General features: G+C 34.8%; 18 protein-coding genes. 3 read left to right on the top strand and 15 right to left on the bottom strand.

Annotated elements, in window-relative coordinates:
• The 4 genes from BLV40_RS08925 to BLV40_RS08910 all read right to left on the bottom strand — a co-directional run bounded on the left by BLV40_RS08925 (nucleotide 1) and on the right by BLV40_RS08910 (nucleotide 4,511).
• Entirely contained in the window at nucleotides 1–636 is a 636-nt protein-coding gene (locus BLV40_RS08925) for an FMN-dependent NADH-azoreductase (RefSeq protein WP_090689123.1), read from the bottom strand.
• A 237-nt stretch (nucleotides 637–873) separates the two neighbouring features.
• A complete protein-coding gene (locus BLV40_RS08920; RefSeq protein ID WP_090689120.1) occupies nucleotides 874–2,859 on the bottom strand; it encodes a penicillin-binding transpeptidase domain-containing protein in 1,986 nt (661 codons plus the stop codon).
• A gap of 186 nt (nucleotides 2,860–3,045) precedes the next feature.
• On the bottom strand, nucleotides 3,046–3,534 hold the full coding sequence (locus BLV40_RS08915) for a dihydrofolate reductase (protein WP_090689116.1): 489 nt from the start codon (nucleotides 3,532–3,534) through the stop codon (nucleotides 3,046–3,048).
• A gap of 20 nt (nucleotides 3,535–3,554) precedes the next feature.
• Nucleotides 3,555–4,511 carry a thymidylate synthase gene (locus BLV40_RS08910; protein WP_026594290.1) on the bottom strand — a complete coding sequence of 319 codons (957 nt, stop codon included), beginning with the start codon at nucleotides 4,509–4,511 and terminating at the stop codon, nucleotides 3,555–3,557.
• Nucleotides 4,512–4,768: 257 nt separating this feature from the next.
• On the opposite strand from BLV40_RS08910, the gene BLV40_RS08905 reads away from it, so the two are divergent.
• Nucleotides 4,769–6,226: a serine hydrolase gene (locus tag BLV40_RS08905; protein WP_090689114.1), complete on the top strand. Its 1,458-nt coding sequence runs from the start codon at nucleotides 4,769–4,771 to the stop codon at nucleotides 6,224–6,226.
• Nucleotides 6,227–6,433: 207 nt separating this feature from the next.
• Here the strand turns inward: BLV40_RS08905 and BLV40_RS08900 are convergent, their stop codons facing one another.
• The 4 genes from BLV40_RS08900 to BLV40_RS08885 all read right to left on the bottom strand — a co-directional run bounded on the left by BLV40_RS08900 (nucleotide 6,434) and on the right by BLV40_RS08885 (nucleotide 9,949).
• Nucleotides 6,434–7,066, bottom strand: coding sequence for an HAD family hydrolase (locus tag BLV40_RS08900; protein ID WP_026594288.1), 633 nt, complete (start codon nucleotides 7,064–7,066; stop codon nucleotides 6,434–6,436).
• Between the two features lie 127 nt (nucleotides 7,067–7,193).
• The gene (locus BLV40_RS08895; protein ID WP_026594287.1) at nucleotides 7,194–7,769 is read right to left on the bottom strand and encodes a YpjP family protein; all 576 of its coding nucleotides are present in this window, start codon (nucleotides 7,767–7,769) and stop codon (nucleotides 7,194–7,196) included.
• A gap of 280 nt (nucleotides 7,770–8,049) precedes the next feature.
• On the bottom strand, nucleotides 8,050–9,246 hold the full coding sequence (locus BLV40_RS08890; RefSeq protein ID WP_090689112.1) for an ABC transporter permease: 1,197 nt from the start codon (nucleotides 9,244–9,246) through the stop codon (nucleotides 8,050–8,052).
• Nucleotides 9,224–9,949 carry an ABC transporter ATP-binding protein gene (locus tag BLV40_RS08885; protein ID WP_090689110.1) on the bottom strand — a complete coding sequence of 242 codons (726 nt, stop codon included), beginning with the start codon at nucleotides 9,947–9,949 and terminating at the stop codon, nucleotides 9,224–9,226. The genes BLV40_RS08890 and BLV40_RS08885 overlap by 23 nt, the downstream gene beginning before the upstream one ends.
• Before the next feature lie 188 nt (nucleotides 9,950–10,137).
• Between BLV40_RS08885 and BLV40_RS08880 the strand changes: the two genes are divergently transcribed.
• Nucleotides 10,138–10,569: a GNAT family N-acetyltransferase gene (locus tag BLV40_RS08880; RefSeq protein ID WP_026594284.1), complete on the top strand. Its 432-nt coding sequence runs from the start codon at nucleotides 10,138–10,140 to the stop codon at nucleotides 10,567–10,569.
• 26 nt (nucleotides 10,570–10,595) lie between these two features.
• A complete protein-coding gene (locus tag BLV40_RS08875) occupies nucleotides 10,596–11,135 on the top strand; it encodes an HAD-IIIA family hydrolase (protein ID WP_090689106.1) in 540 nt (179 codons plus the stop codon).
• 98 nt (nucleotides 11,136–11,233) lie between these two features.
• On the opposite strand, the gene BLV40_RS28855 is transcribed toward BLV40_RS08875, so the two are convergent.
• The 7 genes from BLV40_RS28855 to BLV40_RS08845 form a co-directional block, all read right to left on the bottom strand.
• The gene (locus BLV40_RS28855; protein WP_176527677.1) at nucleotides 11,234–11,395 is read right to left on the bottom strand and encodes a hypothetical protein; all 162 of its coding nucleotides are present in this window, start codon (nucleotides 11,393–11,395) and stop codon (nucleotides 11,234–11,236) included.
• Between the two features lie 160 nt (nucleotides 11,396–11,555).
• Nucleotides 11,556–11,996 (bottom strand): GNAT family N-acetyltransferase, encoded by a 441-nt coding sequence (locus BLV40_RS08870; protein WP_026594282.1) that lies wholly within the window; start codon nucleotides 11,994–11,996, stop codon nucleotides 11,556–11,558.
• Entirely contained in the window at nucleotides 11,993–12,466 is a 474-nt protein-coding gene (locus BLV40_RS08865) for an SAM-dependent methyltransferase (protein ID WP_026594281.1), read from the bottom strand. The genes BLV40_RS08870 and BLV40_RS08865 overlap by 4 nt, the downstream gene beginning before the upstream one ends.
• A gap of 95 nt (nucleotides 12,467–12,561) precedes the next feature.
• Nucleotides 12,562–13,287: an aspartate/glutamate racemase family protein gene (locus tag BLV40_RS08860; RefSeq protein ID WP_090689104.1), complete on the bottom strand. Its 726-nt coding sequence runs from the start codon at nucleotides 13,285–13,287 to the stop codon at nucleotides 12,562–12,564.
• 124 nt (nucleotides 13,288–13,411) lie between these two features.
• A complete protein-coding gene (locus BLV40_RS08855; protein ID WP_090689101.1) occupies nucleotides 13,412–14,851 on the bottom strand; it encodes a GntP family permease in 1,440 nt (479 codons plus the stop codon).
• A 53-nt stretch (nucleotides 14,852–14,904) separates the two neighbouring features.
• Nucleotides 14,905–16,110, bottom strand: a complete 1,206-nt coding sequence (locus BLV40_RS08850) for an iron-containing alcohol dehydrogenase (protein ID WP_090689099.1) — start codon at nucleotides 16,108–16,110, stop codon at nucleotides 14,905–14,907.
• Nucleotides 16,111–16,218: 108 nt separating this feature from the next.
• Nucleotides 16,219–17,658, bottom strand: a complete 1,440-nt coding sequence (locus BLV40_RS08845) for a GntP family permease (protein ID WP_090689095.1) — start codon at nucleotides 17,656–17,658, stop codon at nucleotides 16,219–16,221.
• Nucleotides 17,659–17,704 lie beyond the last annotated feature (46 nt).

Raw genomic sequence — 17,704 nt, 5'->3', positions numbered from 1 at the left:
TTAGAAATGTTTTGCTACTTCACGTGCATTTGCAATTGCTGCTTCTTTAATTTCTTGTGCTTGTTCAGGATTTGCATTCATTCCTTCAACTGCAAGGTATTCTGTATCAGATACCCCCATAAATCCTAATACAGCATTTAAGTGGTTACGTCCAAAGTCCATTGCTGCATATGCTCCTTCAGAGTAAATGCCACCTGTAGCTTGAATGTGAAGTGCTTTTTTACCTTCTAATAATCCAACTGGACCATTTTCAGTATATTTAAATGTTTTACCTGCGATAGATAGGTTATCTAAGTATGCTTTTACTACTGGTGGATAGCTGAAGTTCCACATTGGTGTTACAAATACATAACGATCTGCAGTCATAAATGTTTCTAAGTTTGTATTCATTGCTGCAATTTTTTGCTGTTGGCTTTCACTTAATGCTTCAAAGCCTTCACCTGCTGCAAATTTCCCCCAAGCTGCAAATACTTCTGCATCAATTTCTGGTACTGTTGTGTTAAATAGATCAATTGTTACCACTTCATCTTGTGGGTGTTCATTTTTATACGTTTCGATAAATGCTTCCCCTACTGCCATACCGAAAGATGCTTCTGCTGAATTTGGATTTGCTGTAATAAATAGTACTTTTGTCATTTTTATTCTCTCCCTTAATTAATATCTTTAATTTGAGATTTTTTATTTAAAAGTAAATCGCTTACCTTATGTAAGTATCATACAAAACCATTCTTTTTTTGTCAATAAAAAATAGTTACTTTTTTTTCGTAAGTAAATAAACCTTTCATCTCCTTTCATTAAATCTTCACATTTCATTATGAAATCTACACGAAAAAAAGCTATCTCCCATTTAAGGAGATAGCTTTTTCTTAAGTATTACTTTTGAAAAACATGTTTCACTTTTTCACCAGGAACATTACTTCCACCCCGGCCCTTCACATCTTCAATCATCATTGTAACAATCATATTCGGTGAGTTTACGTCAAAAGCAGCGAACCATCCAAGTTCTTTTCCATCTGCTTCCTTCGATTCTTTCAACTCAGCTGTTCCCGTTTTTCCAGCGAGAGTCATACCGTCAATTTTAGCAATTTTCCCTGTGCCATCTTCATCATTAATTACTTTTGTTAACGCATTTTTTAATATCTCTTGGTTTCCCTTAGAAATCACATTTTCTTTCCAAGGTTTAACTTGTTTATCATCTTTAATAAGGTGTGGAGACGGTATATTCCCTTCATTAACAATTGGTGCATACGTTAATGCTAAATGAAGAGGCGTCATTAATACTTTGCCTTGCCCATACCCTGTATCGGCCATTTGAATATCATTTTTAATACCATCTTTTGCAATTGTTGAAACTGGGAATGGGTATTCAATTGGTAATTTTTCATCAAATCCGAATTTCTTTGCTTCGCTCACAAATTTATCTTTACCAATTTTTATCGCTTGTTGTGCAAAGTAAATGTTATCAGAATACTTCATTGCTTTATCAAAATCAATTGGACTTGCATCTTTTACACGTGTTACATAATAATTTCCCCATGAAGAATCTTTTGTCCATTGTAATCCTTCAATTTTCAATTCCTCTTTTGGATCAATTGTTTTCGTTTCAAGACCGATTGCACCTGTAATTGCTTTAAATACAGAACCTGGTGCCGATGCTTGTGTAAAGCGATTCGTCATTGGCTTTTTCAGATCATTATCCCACGCTTCACGTTGTGCTTTTGACGCACCTCTTACCATTATATTCGGGTTATATGCAGGGCTACTTACAAGCGCAATTGTTTCACCAGTTTGCGGATTGATGGCTGCACTTGAACCAGCCTCTCCCTTCATTTCATTAAAGATTTTTTCTTGAACTGTACTATCAATTGTTAAAGTAATATTTTTTCCATCTTTTGCTTCTTTTTTAGCTAAGTCTTTCATCTCTTTCCCTTGTGCATCCTCCATAAAGACACGACCACCTTTTTCGCCGCGCAATTCAGCTTCAAATACTTGTTCTAATCCAGCTTTCCCAACTGGATCATCCGCTTGATAACCTTTTTTCTGAAGGGTCTTTAAATCTTCTGCATTCACTTTTCCCATGTATCCCGTTAAGTGTGCTGAAGCTTCTCCTAATGGATATGTACGAACTTTTACTGGACGAGATGAGACTCCTGGTAAATCCATATAATCATTTTGCGTTGCACCTTCTTGTAAAATACCGAGTGGTACAAAATAATCTGGTTTCACCCATTTAGCTGTAAGCTTTTGATCAATTTCCTCTACAGACATATTAAGTAATTTTGCTACTATTTCTTTCGTCTGCGGTGCAGCGTCTCCTAATTGTCCTGGAATCATGCCAATTTCAGACGCCTTTCCATTCGTTGCGAGCCCTTTTCCATTACGATCATATATTTCTCCGCGCTTCGCTTGAACTGTTTGCATACGTATTTTACTGTCTTTTGTCATCCCTGGAAAAATAAAATCTGGAGTCCAATCTATTTTCCAAGATTCTTTATCTCCATCTTTTTCTTTCACAAGTTTTGCTTCGTGCGAAAAGGAAATTTTCCCGCCAACTGTATCCATACTCACCTTAAAAGGAACTGGTCCTTTATCTTCTTTATCTTCTTTAACTTTTCCTGTTTCTACTTTTAAATTTTTAACTTCAATACCTGCATAAATCTTTTGATACTTCTCTGTAAAATCTTTTTTTGAAATGGTTTTTTTTGCATTTTCTGATAATTGATCATACATATCTGCAAACTTTTGCTTATTCCACGCTTTTGCATATGTATCAAATGCTTGTTCTGGCTTCTCTTCTTTCCCACACCCTACTAGCATGAGTGTAAAACAAAGAAAAAGCAATCCCCATAATTTTTTCAATCGATTCTCCTCCTTTAGCTAAACAAAGAATTTATAAATGGAAATCTTTCTTTTATAGAATTTTGCTAAAATCCTAAAACTTACAACCTCTCCCATTATATCACCAAGAAAGTTCATCCATAAAGTCTTATCTTGTTATCCAAATAAAAAGATTGATGTGAACATCCCACATCAATCTTTTTATAATTATTGTTGTTTTTCATATATGTGATAGTAGTATGTATATGGATTCTTTTCGTCCGTAACGCCTTTTTCTACAAAAACTTCTTTCCACTCTTTCATATTCATTTCTGGGAAGAAAGTATCCCCTCCAAATGAATGGTGAATCTTCGTTATATAAAGTTTGTTTACATATGGTAAAAATAATTCGTAAATTTGCGCTCCGCCAAATATGAAAATTTCCTCCTCATTTTTACATAGCTCAAATACTTCTTCTACTGAATGCGCAATTTCACAACCTTCTACATGATAATTCATATTACGCGTTACAATAATATTTCGTCTTCCCGGAAGTGGCCTTCCGATTGCCTCATAATTTTTTCTTCCCATAATAAGTGAGTGACCCATTGTTGTCTTCTTAACATATTGCAATTCACTTGGTAAATGCCATGGTAACTTATTATCCTTACCGATAACTTTATCTTCATCCATTGCGACCATAAATGAAATAATCATATTTTCATCTCCTTTTATGTTTACACTGCGACAGGCGCTTTAATTGCAGGATGTGGATCATAGCCTTCTAATGTTAAATCCTCCATTTCAAAATCAAAAACAGACTTTACATCTGCATTCAATTTTAACGTCGGGAATGGGCGTGGTTCACGCGCTAATTGCTTTTCCACTTGCTCGAAATGATTTGTGTAGATATGCGCGTCTCCAATTGTATGAACAAACTCTCCTACTTCTAAACCACATTCATGCGCAATTAAATGTGTTAGCAACGAATAGCTTGCAATATTAAATGGAATGCCAAGGAAAATATCACCGCTTCGTTGATACAACTGACATGATAGTTTTCCGTCTGCTACGTAAAATTGGAATAGCGTGTGACATGGAGGCAATGCCATGCTTGGCACATCTTCAGGATTCCATGCAGAAACGAGTAAACGACGAGAATCTGGTGTTTTCTTAATCATTTCAATTACATCTTTTAACTGATCAAGTGTTTCTCCAGCTGTTGTTTTCCACGCGCGCCATTGCTTTCCATACACATCTCCTAAAGAACCATATTGCTTTGCAAAATCATCATCTTCTAATACATTCTTTTTAAACAATTCCATTTGCTCATCATAGTGTTTCTTAAATTCTTCATCCTGCTGAGAACGAAGTCCAAAGTCTGTCATATCTGGTCCTTTATAAGAATCACTTTCCACCCAGTTTTTAAACGCCCATTCATTCCAAATATTATTGTTATTTTGAAGCAAATAACGAATGTTTGTATCACCTTTCATAAACCAAAGAAGCTCACTGGCTACTAAGCGGAATGGTACACGTTTTGTCGTTAATAAAGGAAATCCTTCACTAAGGTTAAAACGCATTTGATATCCAAATACAGATACAGTCCCTGTTCCTGTACGATCTTCTTTTTTTGTACCATGCTCCATAACATGGCGGCATAAATTTAAGTATTCATATTCAGCATGTTTCATATGTAAGAAAAACCCTCTTTCGCATCTATTTCCTATATGGAGTTTATCATACAAAAAATAATTCTGCATGCAAAACTCTCCGTAAAACATATAAAAAAACATTTCAATATAATAAGTATTAACTGAATTTTAATTTGGAATCTCAATTTTAATGAATCTTACAAAATTCTTAACTTTTCATCTTTTCAGAGGGATTTAACTTCTTATCAAAGAAAATATAGTGCGGAAGTATAAAATAATATTTGGAGGTTAGAAGCATGAGTAAAACAAAAACCCCTGTTGTTTGTACATTACAAACAACAATTGAAAAAATGATGAAAGATTTACACGTCCCTGGGGCTGCTGTAGCAGTAATAAAAGATGGTGAGGTCATTGTTTCAGAAGGATTTGGCTATCGAAATTTAGAACAGAAAGATCCGGTTACTCCTCAAACACATTTTGCAATTGGATCTGCGACAAAAGCGTTTGGTACGCTTTCTTTAAGCTTATTAGCAGGGCAGAAAAAATTTGATTGGGATGCTCCTGTCCAAGCTTATATTCCTACATTCTCTTTATCCGATGTATTTGCAAGCTCCCAAATTACAGCTCGAGATTTAGCTTCCCACCGCTCTGGCGTAAGTCGTCATGATGCTCTTTGGTACAACTCTTCCTTAAAGCGAAAAGAACTCGTTGAAAAAATAAAGCATTTATCACTCGATGCTCCATTCCGTACCGCTTTCTTATATAACAATTTAATGTATGCAACAATTAGCTATATGGTAGAAAACATTACAGATCGAACATGGGAACAATACGCCAAAGAACATATATTAGAACCACTTCAAATGGAACAAACAAACTTCTCTGTCATAGACTCACAAGATACGAATGACTATGCTTTTCCTTACGTTGAGAAAGATGGGGAAATACAAGAAGTACCATTCCGTAATATTGACACTGTAGGAGCTGCTGGATGCATCAATTCTACAATTGAAGATATGGCAAATTGGGTGCTGTTCCATCTAAATCAAGGAAAAATTGGAGAGCATGAATTACTATCTTCTGAACTACTACAACAAATGTATACACCGCACAATACAATTCCTGATCAACCTATTTTATCTACACCTGAATCTCCATTAAATAGTTATGGTCTTGGCTGGTTTATTAGTGCTTATCGAGGTTATAAAGTGATCCATCACGGCGGAAATATCGATGGTTTTACAGCACTTGTTTCATTCATTCCAAAAGAAAATATAGGTCTTGTTATATTAACCAACTCTGGAAATACATTACTTCCTAGTTATCTTGCAAATCAAATTTATGATGAACTCCTTGGATTAGAAACAATTGATTGGCATAAGCGCGCTATAGAAGACACCGCTAAATTGAAGGAAATGATGAAAGAAGTAAACCAATCACTTCCAGAGCAAGTAAAAGGAACAGTGCCTTCTCATACATTAGGAGACTATACTGGAACATTTGAACATCCAGCTTATGGAACACTAGAAGTATATAAGCAAAATGAAGAGTTATATTTACAATTTACAGAAATGAAAGTCCAATTACAGCATTATCACTACGATATGTTTTGTGCAACATTAGACTTATTCCAAACAGAAATGAATGTGTTGCTTGCTTATGAGATGAACACAAATGGGGAATTCCAAACGATTCAATTACACGTACCAGTTATGTTAAGTACACAACCTCTAGCATTTACAAAAATAAAATAAAAATACCGATATACAAAATAGAGGGAGTACTATACTTCCCTCTATTTTTATTGTTCTGACCGAGCCCACATTTCAGCATTAGGCGTATAAGAAACTTCTACGACAAAACCGTTCGAATCATAAAAATCCACTGTATATTGGTTACCCAAAATTCAATATAATAAATACCTGGTTCAAACTGCTGCATCCCCTTTTCTTTCTATCATTTTAATACATTGACTCAACGACATGTAAAATTTCATTCGGTGTATTTACCATATAATCTGGAGAATCTTCCTTGACCGTTTCTATCACATCATATCCCCATCCAACCCATATCACATTTACTCCAACTTTTTTACATGCAACAATATCTCGTTGTTCATCTCCAACATATAACATATCTTTTTCTGTTATTTTTTTTGTTTTTAAAAATTTCTTGATGATTTTATCTTTACCAAACAGATTTTTCGAACAAAAAACTTCTTGAATATTTTCTATTTGATTATTATGTAAAAACGTTCTAATATGCTCTTCTGAATTAGAAGATATTACTGCTATTTTATACCCCTTCCTATCTAATTCATCTAATACTTCCTTCATTCCATGAAATAAAACTAAATCTTTAATAGCTGGCTGATATAGCTTATAAAATTCTAGCGCTAATACAGGTAATTTATACAGTGGTACATGCAGCTGTTTGCATCTTTCCGGAATAGATAACTTTCTCAAAGGCTCAATTTCTTCTTCACTTACTGTTTTATACCCATGTTTTTCAGCAAGTTGATTATAAATAGGCACAAATATGTCTTGTGAATCTACTAATGTACCATCAAAGTCAAATACAATATATTTCAACATAATGAATACTCCTTTATCCTCTTTTTCAAACAAATCTAAACATCATTCTATTCGCTGTTAAGGCCTACTTCACCTTCACATCTATAAAAACAAAAAAGAACAAGGGCATCGCCCTTGTTCTTTTTCACTAAGACAGCCATTTCGGCGGCATATTCGTATTCCAATAAATATCTCCTAGCTCATGGTGCGCTGTATAACCATCATCAAAGCGGTGGTAATGGAAATTAAAATAATATCCATTTTGCGGTGGATGATCACGTCTTACATGAAAACGCAGTAAGTCGTTTCCTGTTTTTGTGTCATATACATGAAAAATCTTTTCATTATTACCACCTGCTGGTTTTTGTGAAATTGCTAATGATTGTAATGACTCTTCTGGTAAATCTGTAGCAAGCTCTGCAATTGCCTCTTCTATTTTAGGTAAAATAATATCTTTAAACTCATCTTCAATGACAGGACCGATTTTAGAACCAAACTTTTGCATAGATTGTTTTTCAGCCTCTTGCATTGCATATGTGATAAAGGTATCTGCGGTTAACCTCTCACGATCTTGTTCATATGTATAGGACGTCTGCTCCAAATTTTGTTGCCTTGTAGGCTTGTCCGCTTTTGCATTATCAAGCAAAATAGAAGGAGGCGTCACTAAGCCAAATGTAAACACAGTAATTAATGCGACTAACGTTTTTCTAAACCAATTTGGCATTTTTTATTCCCTCCTCTTTCACTACTTATATTTCTATAACGGTTGTTTCTTCCATTATACAAAATGATGCTAATTTTTGCACTTTACAAATTTATTAATTTTCATATTTTTTTCATTTGAATATGGAATAGTAAGATTTCATACAATATAAATACAACTATAGTGAGGAGGATTTTTTATGACTCTAGATGTCATGTACTCCGTCGTAAGCATTTTTGTTCTCTTATATTTTATTTACCAGTCTATTACAGATTAAAAAAGAGCCATCCTGGCTCTTTTTCTATGGCAAAAATACAATCCAGCCTATTACGATTAATAAGAAAATACCAATGATGATAGCTGGTAATAAATAAAACTGTGCGAGTATAACTGTTCCATAAATCAAAACAGCTGGAATAAACAAACACATCGTTGCCCTTCCTTTTAACCATAATAACTTCCCTTGCTCACAATACAATTGGAGAAACATTTTCTTTGCAAACTCATTCCATTGATCACCAGAATAACGTGCAATTGCAACACAGGAAAATACGATAATAATAAGCGCAATCCACCATGGTGTTACTTTTATAGATGTTGCACTCATCAAGATAATTTTAATATAAAAACTTAAAGAAGTACCTGATCGAAAATATTCCTTTATAAATGATTCAATAATACGCGAATCCGATTTTTTTCCCAGTATATGCTTCGAGCGTGGAAACAACCATGGTCTTGAATTATTACTTGGCTTCGTAGTTTGACCACTAAAGTGCATAATTTCCCTCGTCCAGCGCATACTCTCTTCCTTTTCTTTTTCAACTTCCTTAAAAAAGAAACGTTGATAGTTCATTTTTTGTTTTATCAATATCAAACTAATTCCAATCAATGCAATGATAAATAACACTGCATATACTGGATGTTTAAAACCTAAAAACACACCACTTCCCAAGCAAATAAAACTCATAAAAAATACGATAATCTTTACAATCCATAATACCCAGCGCTTTCCACCACGCACATCTATACATCTTACCAATAGTGATAACATGCACCGAAAAACGGTAAAGGACAGCCAAAATAATACAACTTGTAAAAGAGAAGCCCCCATACTCTTAACCAATATAGGTAACATAATGAGCGTTACAATACTATTCATTATACTTATTCGAATACATGTATATATCATTCCACACTTTATTAACTTTTGCATATGAACTGGATGTTGAATTAAAAACAGGCTATCTGCTTGTTCAAAAAACGAACGCATCCCTCTTGAATATGTAGCAAAGAAAAACACAAACAAACCTATTAAAAAATAAGCAGGTTCTTCAACTGTTAATTCTCGTGTCCATAATGAACGGTAATAGATTCCACTAAATATAACCGCTGGAATTATAATATAGAGAGCTACCGTCCAATCCGTAACAGATCGAATCGATTTCCATTTCCTCTGCCATTCATAACGTAACCTTTTATAAAATTGTTGTTTCATCATGTTGTTCCCGCCTTACGATTGCATCAAAACAATCTAATAATGACCTTTCCGGCATTTCTGCTAACGATTGAATCGTTTCTAAATTCCCATTTGCTACTAAAGTACCTTGTGAAATAAGTAAAAATCGTTCACATATTCTTTCGGCTGTATCCAATACGTGCGTACAAAGTAAAATTCCTGCGCCTCGCTCTTTCTCTTTATATAAGAAATTTAAAAATTCTCGTGTTGCTACCGGATCTAATCCAATAAACGGCTCATCGATAATATAAAAGTCTGGTTCCGTTAAAAACGCTAAAATCAACATCGATTTTTGTTTCATACCTTTTGAAAACTTCGATAAATATTCGTGTTTATGCTTCTCCATTCGAAATGTATGTAAAAACTCCTGTGCCCGCTCCTCCCAGCTCCCTGCTTCACACCCACGTGCAGCCATTAACAATTCAATGTGCTCCCATAGCGTTAAGTAATCATAATATGTTGGATGTTCCGGTACATAGGCATACGGATTCTCTTTTTCACCAAATAAAATTTCGCCATCCATATGCACAAGCAAGCCAAGCATTGATTTAATCGTCGTACTTTTTCCAGCGCCATTTGCACCAATAAGAGCGACTAATTCACCTTTTCCAATTGAAAATGCTATGTCATGGATTGTTTTTTCTCCTGCTTCATAACCCGCCGATTGAATATTGACCTGTAACAAATTACTTCCCCTCTTCCCACTTACAATAAACTCCAGGGGAATTATAACATATTTCCCCTTAAAATATCATTCTATATATCTAATATATTAAATATTCATATTCGTATTATTAGCAGGAAAAAACGATTTTTAACAGAATATTTAACATTTGGAGTTGTTAATTTACATTTATAGATGGAGTTGAGAGAATGGAATCTCACATTCGAAAAGCGACTGTGAATGATATAGAAGCACTTTGTTCACTCACGAAAGAATTAAAAGGCTCTAATATTTCTCATGTCGACATGCAAAACCGCTTACAATTTGTTGAAATGAGTCCGTTTGATTTCCTATATGTTTACGAAGAAGATAATGTGATATTCGGATTCCTCGGATTTCGCATACGAGAAAACTTAGAAGATGTAACACGATATGGGGAGATATCCATTATTAGTGTTGATCTGTCAGCACGCCGAAAAGGAATTGGCCAAATTTTAATGGATTATGCAGAACAACTAGCAAAAAAACATAACTGTATTGGAACATGGCTTGTAAGTGGTACACAAAGAAAAGAAGCTCATCCGTTCTATAAAAAATTAGGCTACGAAGTAAATGGTTATCGATTTGTAAAATACTTTTAATCTACTAGTTGAAAGGAATTATTATTATGACAAACATTCAAGCAATATTTATCGATCGTGATGGAACCATTGGAGGAGATACTACCGTACATTATCCTGGTGAATTTACCTTATTTCCCTTTACACATGACGCTTTACGTGCATTAAAAGCACAGAATATAAAACTATTTTCCTTTACAAATCAACCTGGTATTGCTGATGGGAAAGCAACTATAGAAGATTTTATTCAAGAATTGGAATCATTCGGTTTTGATGATGTGTACCTTTGTCCTCACAGACATGGAGATGGATGTGAATGCCGAAAACCAAGTACAGGTATGCTCTTGCAAGCAGCAGAAAAACATGTGCTAGATTTAACAAAATGTATTGTCATCGGTGATCGCTGGACTGATATCGTTGCTGGTATAAATGTGAATGCAACAACGATCTTAGTTCAAACCGGAGCTGGATATGATGCTTTGCACACATATCGCGATAAATGGGCTGATATGGAACCAGATTATATTGCAGAAAACTTTCAAGATGCTGTCAACTGGATTCTGCTGCAACATATAATACAATTTTAAAGAATAACCTTCTTCTCAACAATTAGTACCACATAAAAAGCTTAACACATTAATCAAGCGTAATATGTTAAGCTTTTTATTTTTTATATACAAATATACTAACAATCACAAATAATATTGTACGTTGTATTCATAGAAATTGGTACAATAACTGGGATAAAACCAAATGATTCACATAAATAAACTCCTAATACTTCAACCATTTCAGCAAAAAATAAATATAGATTTCCTGGGCTCATGTAGAAATCAATTAATTGCACTGGCTTATCACAAGGTGTGGATTTAGGTATGGATTCTGTGGCAAAACAACTTCACCCTATCATATATAAGTTATAAGAACAGACGAGTTAGCTTGTACAATAGCAACATATGTTGAATGATAGCGTTCTGTTTGTGTTTTCACCTGCATCCATATTAACTTTAGAATGTTAGTTCATAATGAAAATAGCGATTATCCCTCAAATAACCATTTTCAGCATATAATCGCTGGGCTGATTTGTTATCTATTTCTGTTTGCAGTTTTAATCCTTTGGCGCCATTCTCTAATGCGAAGATTCTAGCTGCTTCTAATAATTTCTTTCCAATTCCAGCTCCGCGTTTACTTTCTTGTACAAAAAGGTCATTTAATATCCATAACTCTTTCATCGAAACCGATGAAAAAGAAGGGTACAATTGGGTAAATCCAAGGTATTGGCCATCCTCTACTGCTACAAAAATAATAGATTCTTCTCTTTCTATGCGATTACGCAAAAACATTTTTGCTTCTTCTACATTCGATTCCTGTCTATAGAACATGCGATAATTATTAAATACAACCGCTAATCCATCTAAATCTGTAATTTTTGCTTCATATATTTTCATTTTGTTCCGCTCCCTTTCCAATACTCTTTCATAATGTTCGTTGCCCATTCGGGTTGTGTAATTCCATCATTCGGTACAAACTCTCTCATAACGGGTTTTATATCCAATATAGGTGTGCCATCAATTGCATCTAATCCTTCAACTACAATTGATTTTCCTTCTCGCCTTACAACTTTTGCAATTGTCGCTCCTAATCGATTTGGACGATTTTTCCCTCGCTGTGCAAAAATACCTACTTTCGGATATTCCTTATTATTTCGTGGATGTCTAGCCGAATATTGAATCTGTTCATCTTTCACTTTATGAAAATAAAAGATTACTTCAATATGCGAAAAACTTTCAATTCCTTGTATACTCTCTTCTGCATATGCATCAGTTAACGTAATAAGAGATTGTACATCTCCCCATTCATCATCCATTATCATTTTTCTTTCATTATGTACAAAAGCAATTGGCTGAAGTGAAAACATCCATACTCCCCCTTTTTGTAACCACTTTCATTATAAAATATTTTCTGAATGTTTTCCATCTATACAATCACATCAGTTTACATAATAAAATTATGTTATTGTATTTTATTCTCTTGTACTGCATCCAAATAGCTACCTAAGGAAATATTCACAGCTTCAACAGCATGTATAAAAGTTGTATCAAATAAAGGAACTTGAGTATCCTCCTGTTTTACTAATAACCCTATTTCCGTACACCCTAATATAATTCCTTCTGCTCCATTTTGTACTAAACTATGTATTATTTTTTTATAGGAATCTCTTGATGTTTGATTAATCTTTCCTAAACATAACTCGTTATATATGATTCTATTTACTATTTCCCTTTCTGTTTGATTTGGTATTATTACTTTCATACCCTTTTCTTCTATACGTGATTTGTAAAAATCTTGTTCCATCGTATATTTCGTTCCAAGTAAACCAACTGATCGAATTCCTTGTTTTTTTATTTCCATAGCTGTTGCATCTGCAATATGTAAAATAGGGATACTCACTTTCCCTTTAATATTACCAATCACCTTATGCATTGTATTCGTACAAATAACAATGAAGTCTGCACCAGCTTTCTCAAGAGAATATGCAGCTTCTCCCAATACGCTTCCTGCTTGTTCCCAATCACCCTCAGATTGATATTGTTCAATCTCTTCAAAATCAACGCTATATAAAAGACATTTTGCTGAATGTAATCCTCCTAACCTGTTCTTTACTTCTTCATTGATAATACGATAATATTCTGCTGAAGACTCCCAGCTCATTCCACCAATAAGACCCATCACTTTCATAATTATCTCTCCTCCTTGTTTGGAATAACAGATTATTCTTCTATTATTATTATATATTTTCCACACAATAAAACACGACTTTTACTTAAACTTTAAAGTCGTGTTTTATCCAATATCACAAATATTATACAATTCCCGTTAAGCTATAAACACTAATCACCACAAAAACAGCCAATGTTTTAATAATTGTAATTGCAAAAATATCACGATATGATTGTTTATGTGTTAATCCAGTTACTGCCAACAATGTGATAACGGCACCATTATGCGGTAATGTATCCATGCCTCCTGATGCCATTGAAATAACTCTATGCATGACCTCAAATGGAATATTATATTGTTCAGCTGCCGCAATATATTTCTCTGACATCGCACTTAAAGCGATTCCCATGCCTCCTGATGCTGATCCAGTAATCCCGGCAAGAACGTTTGTAGTCACTGCGCCATTTACAAGTGGATTGGTGAACGTTGTAGAAATACTATCTCGAATGACACCAAAACCAGGTAATGCTGCTATAACTCCTCCAAATCCATATTCAGCTCCCGTATTCATAGCAGCAAGCAATGCACCACTAATACTTGCATTTAAGCCAGCTTGAAACCCTGTAACTAAGCGTTTCCAATTTAAAATTATCGTTGTAATAATTCCGATTAAAAGAGCCAGTTCCACAGACCATACGCCTAGCACACCGGTAAGCTCCACTTTACCAAACGCCTTTAATCCAATCGATGAAAAATCAAACCCCTTTGGATACCAGGTTGGAATCAATACTGTAAACACTTTATTCATTACCCCTACTAAAATAAGTGGTACAAAAGCAAGTACTTGACGAAGCGGTGTAATTTCAGAAACAGGAATAGCTGGCTTTATATTTTGTTCTGTTTCTGTTGTAGCAGCCATTTCAGGATTTTCATCTCCAAACCCATAATATCCTTCGCCACTTTCTTTGGCCTTTTTTCGTCTTCTTTCTAAATACAACATACCAACAAGAAATACAAAGATTGCCCCAATAATTCCAAGAAATGGTGCTGCATAAATGTCTGTTTTAAAAAACGTGGTTGGAATAACGTTTTGAATTTGCGGTGTCCCTGGAAGCGCATCCATTGTAAACGTAATCGCTCCAAGAGCAATTGTTCCCGGTATTAATCGTTTTGGAATATTAGCCTCTCGAAATAAATTAGCTGCAAATGGATATACCGCAAAAGCAACTACAAATAAACTAACACCACTATAAGTTAATATAGCCCCCATTAGAACTATTGCTAGCATGGATCGTTTCACACCTACTAGCTGAATAATAGTTTTTGCAATAGACTCCGCAATACCTGACATTTCTACTACCTTACCGAAAATGGCTCCGAGTAAGAATACAGGAAAATATAATTTAATAAATCCAACCATTTTTTCCATAAAGATATTAGAGAAAAAAGGTAATACGTGACTTGGTTCTGTTAATAAAACCGCAAATAGTGCACAAATTGGAGCAAACAATATAACTGAAAAACCACGATAGGCAACAAACATCAGCATGCAAAGAGCCAATAATATAATTACTAATTCCATCTCCTGCACCCCTTTTCATTTCCGAGGAAATATTTCAAAAATATTCAGAATTTTCAATACACAATCACAGAAGTTTCATATTGATAGTCAAAACATATACGATATAATTTTTTCACCTCATGATAAGAAGGAATGCGTGGATTGTTACTCGGACTTCCACTAGCTAGTGCATCTTTCGCCATTTTTGAAAGAGCATTTTCAAATTCAACCTGATCAATTCCATACTCTTTAAGATTCGGGATACGTAGATCCAAACAAAGTTTCTTTATTTCAAAAATCGCATGATTAGCAACCTCTTCGTCAGGAAGTAAATGTAAATTTGGATTGATGTACCGTCCGATATCTGCAAGTCGCTTGACGCAACAAACCTTTGTGAAATCTAAAACTGCTGGTAATAACATCGCATTTGATATCCCATGGGGTACATGAAATAGTGCTCCGATTGGACGTGACATTCCATGAACTAAAGTGACCGACGCATTTGAAAAGGCAATGCCAGCTTGTAAGGAAGCAATCATCATTGCTTCTCGTGCTTCTATATTTGTCCCATTTTCATAAGCAATCCGCAAATGTTTCATAATCGTTCCAATTGCCGCAAGTGCTAATACATCTGTAAGCGGCTGTGAAAATCTAGAAAGATATGCTTCAATTGCATGACATAGTGCATCAATACCTGTTGCTGCAGTAATATTCTGCGGAACAGAACGTGTCAATAAAGGATCGATAATCGCTATTTGTGGTGTGAAATTTGTGTGCTTAATCATCATTTTGACATCTGTTTTTGTATTTGTAATCACAGCAACACTTGTAACTTCTGAGCCTGTACCAGATGTTGTTGGAATTGCAATAAGAGGTAAGGCTTGCTTTTCTATTTCTACTTGATTTTGAACATAATCTTCAATCTCTCCCCCGTTTGTAAACAGAACTGCTACAGCCTTTGCTGCATCAATACAACTTCCTCCACCAAGTCCAATAACCAAATCACATTTTGACTCTGCACATATCGTTAACGCTTCCGAAACATGAATATTTGTTGGTTCGGCATTTACATTTTCATAGGTAATAACATCTATTTTTTTTGCTTTTAGTAGTTTCACGCACGCATCAATATATCCAAGCTTTTTCATAATAGAATCACTGATAATGAAAGCTCTTTTTCCTAGCTTAATTGCTTGTTCTCCTAATTTATCTAGTGAATTTCTCCCATATAAAACGTTCTTTGGCATACGAAATTCTGCGATTTCTTGCAAGTAACCCACCCCTTCTTTCCCTACTAAATATTTTATAATGTGAACCTTCTACTACATAAATTATCAAATTTAATATTCTACTTCGCTTTATTATTTCCTCCCAGACTAATAATTTTATTAGTAAATTCCTGTAAATGTATAAACAGCAATTACTAAAAATACAGCAATCGTTTTCAATATTGTCACAGCAAATATATCACGATACGATTGTTTATGTGTCAATCCTGTAACAGTAAGGATTGTAATAATTGCCCCATTATGTGGCAGTGTATCCATTCCTCCGGATGCCATAGAGACAATACGATGCATAACTTCAAGCGGAATATGATATTGTTCTGCCGCTGCAATAAATTTATCACCCATAGCACTTAAAACAATTCCCATGCCTCCTGAAGCCGAACCTGTAATACCAGCAAGAATATTTGTTGTTACCGCTCCATTCACGAGTGGATTCGTAAACGTTGCAGAAATGCTATCTCGCATAATCGCAAACCCTGGAAGCGCTGCAATCACACCACCAAAACCAAATTCCGCTCCTGTATTCATTGTTGCCAGCAACGCTCCTCCAATACTTGTATTCAGTCCTGCTTGGAACCCTGTCACCACACGCTTCCAATATAATAATAGCGTTGTTATAATTCCAATGATAAGTGCTAATTCTACCGACCAAATACCAAGTACTGCACTTAGCTCTACCTTACCAAACGCTTTCATTCCAATTGAAGAAAAATCAAAACCATTTGGATACCACTTCGGTATTGTGATTGTAAAAACCTTATTCATAACCCCTACCAAAATAAGTGGTATAAATGCTACGACTTGCTGTAATCTCGAAATTTCAATACTTTGAAGAGCAGTATGATTCTTTTGCTCTAACACTAGTGATGCAGCCATTTCAGAACCCCCATCTTCAAAACCAAAATAGCCTTCTCCAGCTGCTTTCGCCTTCTTACGTCTACTCTCTAAATAGATCAATCCTAACGTTAAGACAAAAATAGCCCCAATAATACCAAGTATTGGCGCTGCATAAATATCTGTTTTAAAAAATGTTGTCGGGATTACATTTTGAATTTGCGGTGATCCTGGGAGTGCATCCATTGTAAATGTGACAGCTCCAAGAACGATTGTTCCAGGTATTAAGTGCTTCGGAATATTCGCTTGACGAAACAGTTTTGCAGCAAATGGATATACTGCAAATACAACAACATAAACACTGACACCGCTATAAGTTAAAACAGCCCCCATTAAAACGATAGCCAAAATGGTCCGTTTTTCACCCACTATCTCAATAATTGTCTTAGCAATGGAATCTGCAATTCCAGACATTTCTACTACTTTACCAAAAATCGCACCAAGTAAGAAAACTGGAAAATATAATTTAATAAATCCTACCATTTTCTCCATAAAAATATTCGAAAAGAAAGGTAGTACAAAACTAGGTTCCGTTAAGAATACTGCAAATAGAGCAAAAATTGGTGCAAATAAAATAACTGAAAATCCCCTATAGGCAACAAACATAAGTAAACTAAGTGCTAATAAAATAATAACTAGTTCCACTTCTCTCACCTCTATTTAATTGAAAATTCAATCCTTTCACCCTAGA

The sequence above is a fragment of the Bacillus sp. 166amftsu genome, assembly GCF_900107445.1.
GTDB classification, from domain to species: Bacteria; Bacillota; Bacilli; order Bacillales; family Bacillaceae_G; genus Bacillus_A; species Bacillus_A arachidis.
This window is presented reverse-complemented; position numbering and strand designations above follow the sequence as displayed.

Coding starts and splice junctions, on each gene's coding strand:
- BLV40_RS08925 (WP_090689123.1), bottom strand. CDS start 636: ATGACAAAAGTACTATTTATTACAGCAAATCCAAATTCAGCAGAAGCA.
- BLV40_RS08915 (WP_090689116.1), bottom strand. CDS start 3,534: ATGATTATTTCATTTATGGTCGCAATGGATGAAGATAAAGTTATCGGT.
- BLV40_RS08910 (WP_026594290.1), bottom strand. CDS start 4,511: ATGAAACATGCTGAATATGAATACTTAAATTTATGCCGCCATGTTATG.
- BLV40_RS08905 (WP_090689114.1), top strand. CDS start 4,769: ATGAGTAAAACAAAAACCCCTGTTGTTTGTACATTACAAACAACAATT.
- BLV40_RS08900 (WP_026594288.1), bottom strand. CDS start 7,066: ATGTTGAAATATATTGTATTTGACTTTGATGGTACATTAGTAGATTCA.
- BLV40_RS08895 (WP_026594287.1), bottom strand. CDS start 7,769: ATGCCAAATTGGTTTAGAAAAACGTTAGTCGCATTAATTACTGTGTTT.
- BLV40_RS08890 (WP_090689112.1), bottom strand. CDS start 9,246: ATGATGAAACAACAATTTTATAAAAGGTTACGTTATGAATGGCAGAGG.
- BLV40_RS08880 (WP_026594284.1), top strand. CDS start 10,138: ATGGAATCTCACATTCGAAAAGCGACTGTGAATGATATAGAAGCACTT.
- BLV40_RS08875 (WP_090689106.1), top strand. CDS start 10,596: ATGACAAACATTCAAGCAATATTTATCGATCGTGATGGAACCATTGGA.
- BLV40_RS08870 (WP_026594282.1), bottom strand. CDS start 11,996: ATGAAAATATATGAAGCAAAAATTACAGATTTAGATGGATTAGCGGTT.
- BLV40_RS08865 (WP_026594281.1), bottom strand. CDS start 12,466: ATGTTTTCACTTCAGCCAATTGCTTTTGTACATAATGAAAGAAAAATG.
- BLV40_RS08860 (WP_090689104.1), bottom strand. CDS start 13,287: ATGAAAGTGATGGGTCTTATTGGTGGAATGAGCTGGGAGTCTTCAGCA.
- BLV40_RS08855 (WP_090689101.1), bottom strand. CDS start 14,851: ATGGAATTAGTAATTATATTATTGGCTCTTTGCATGCTGATGTTTGTT.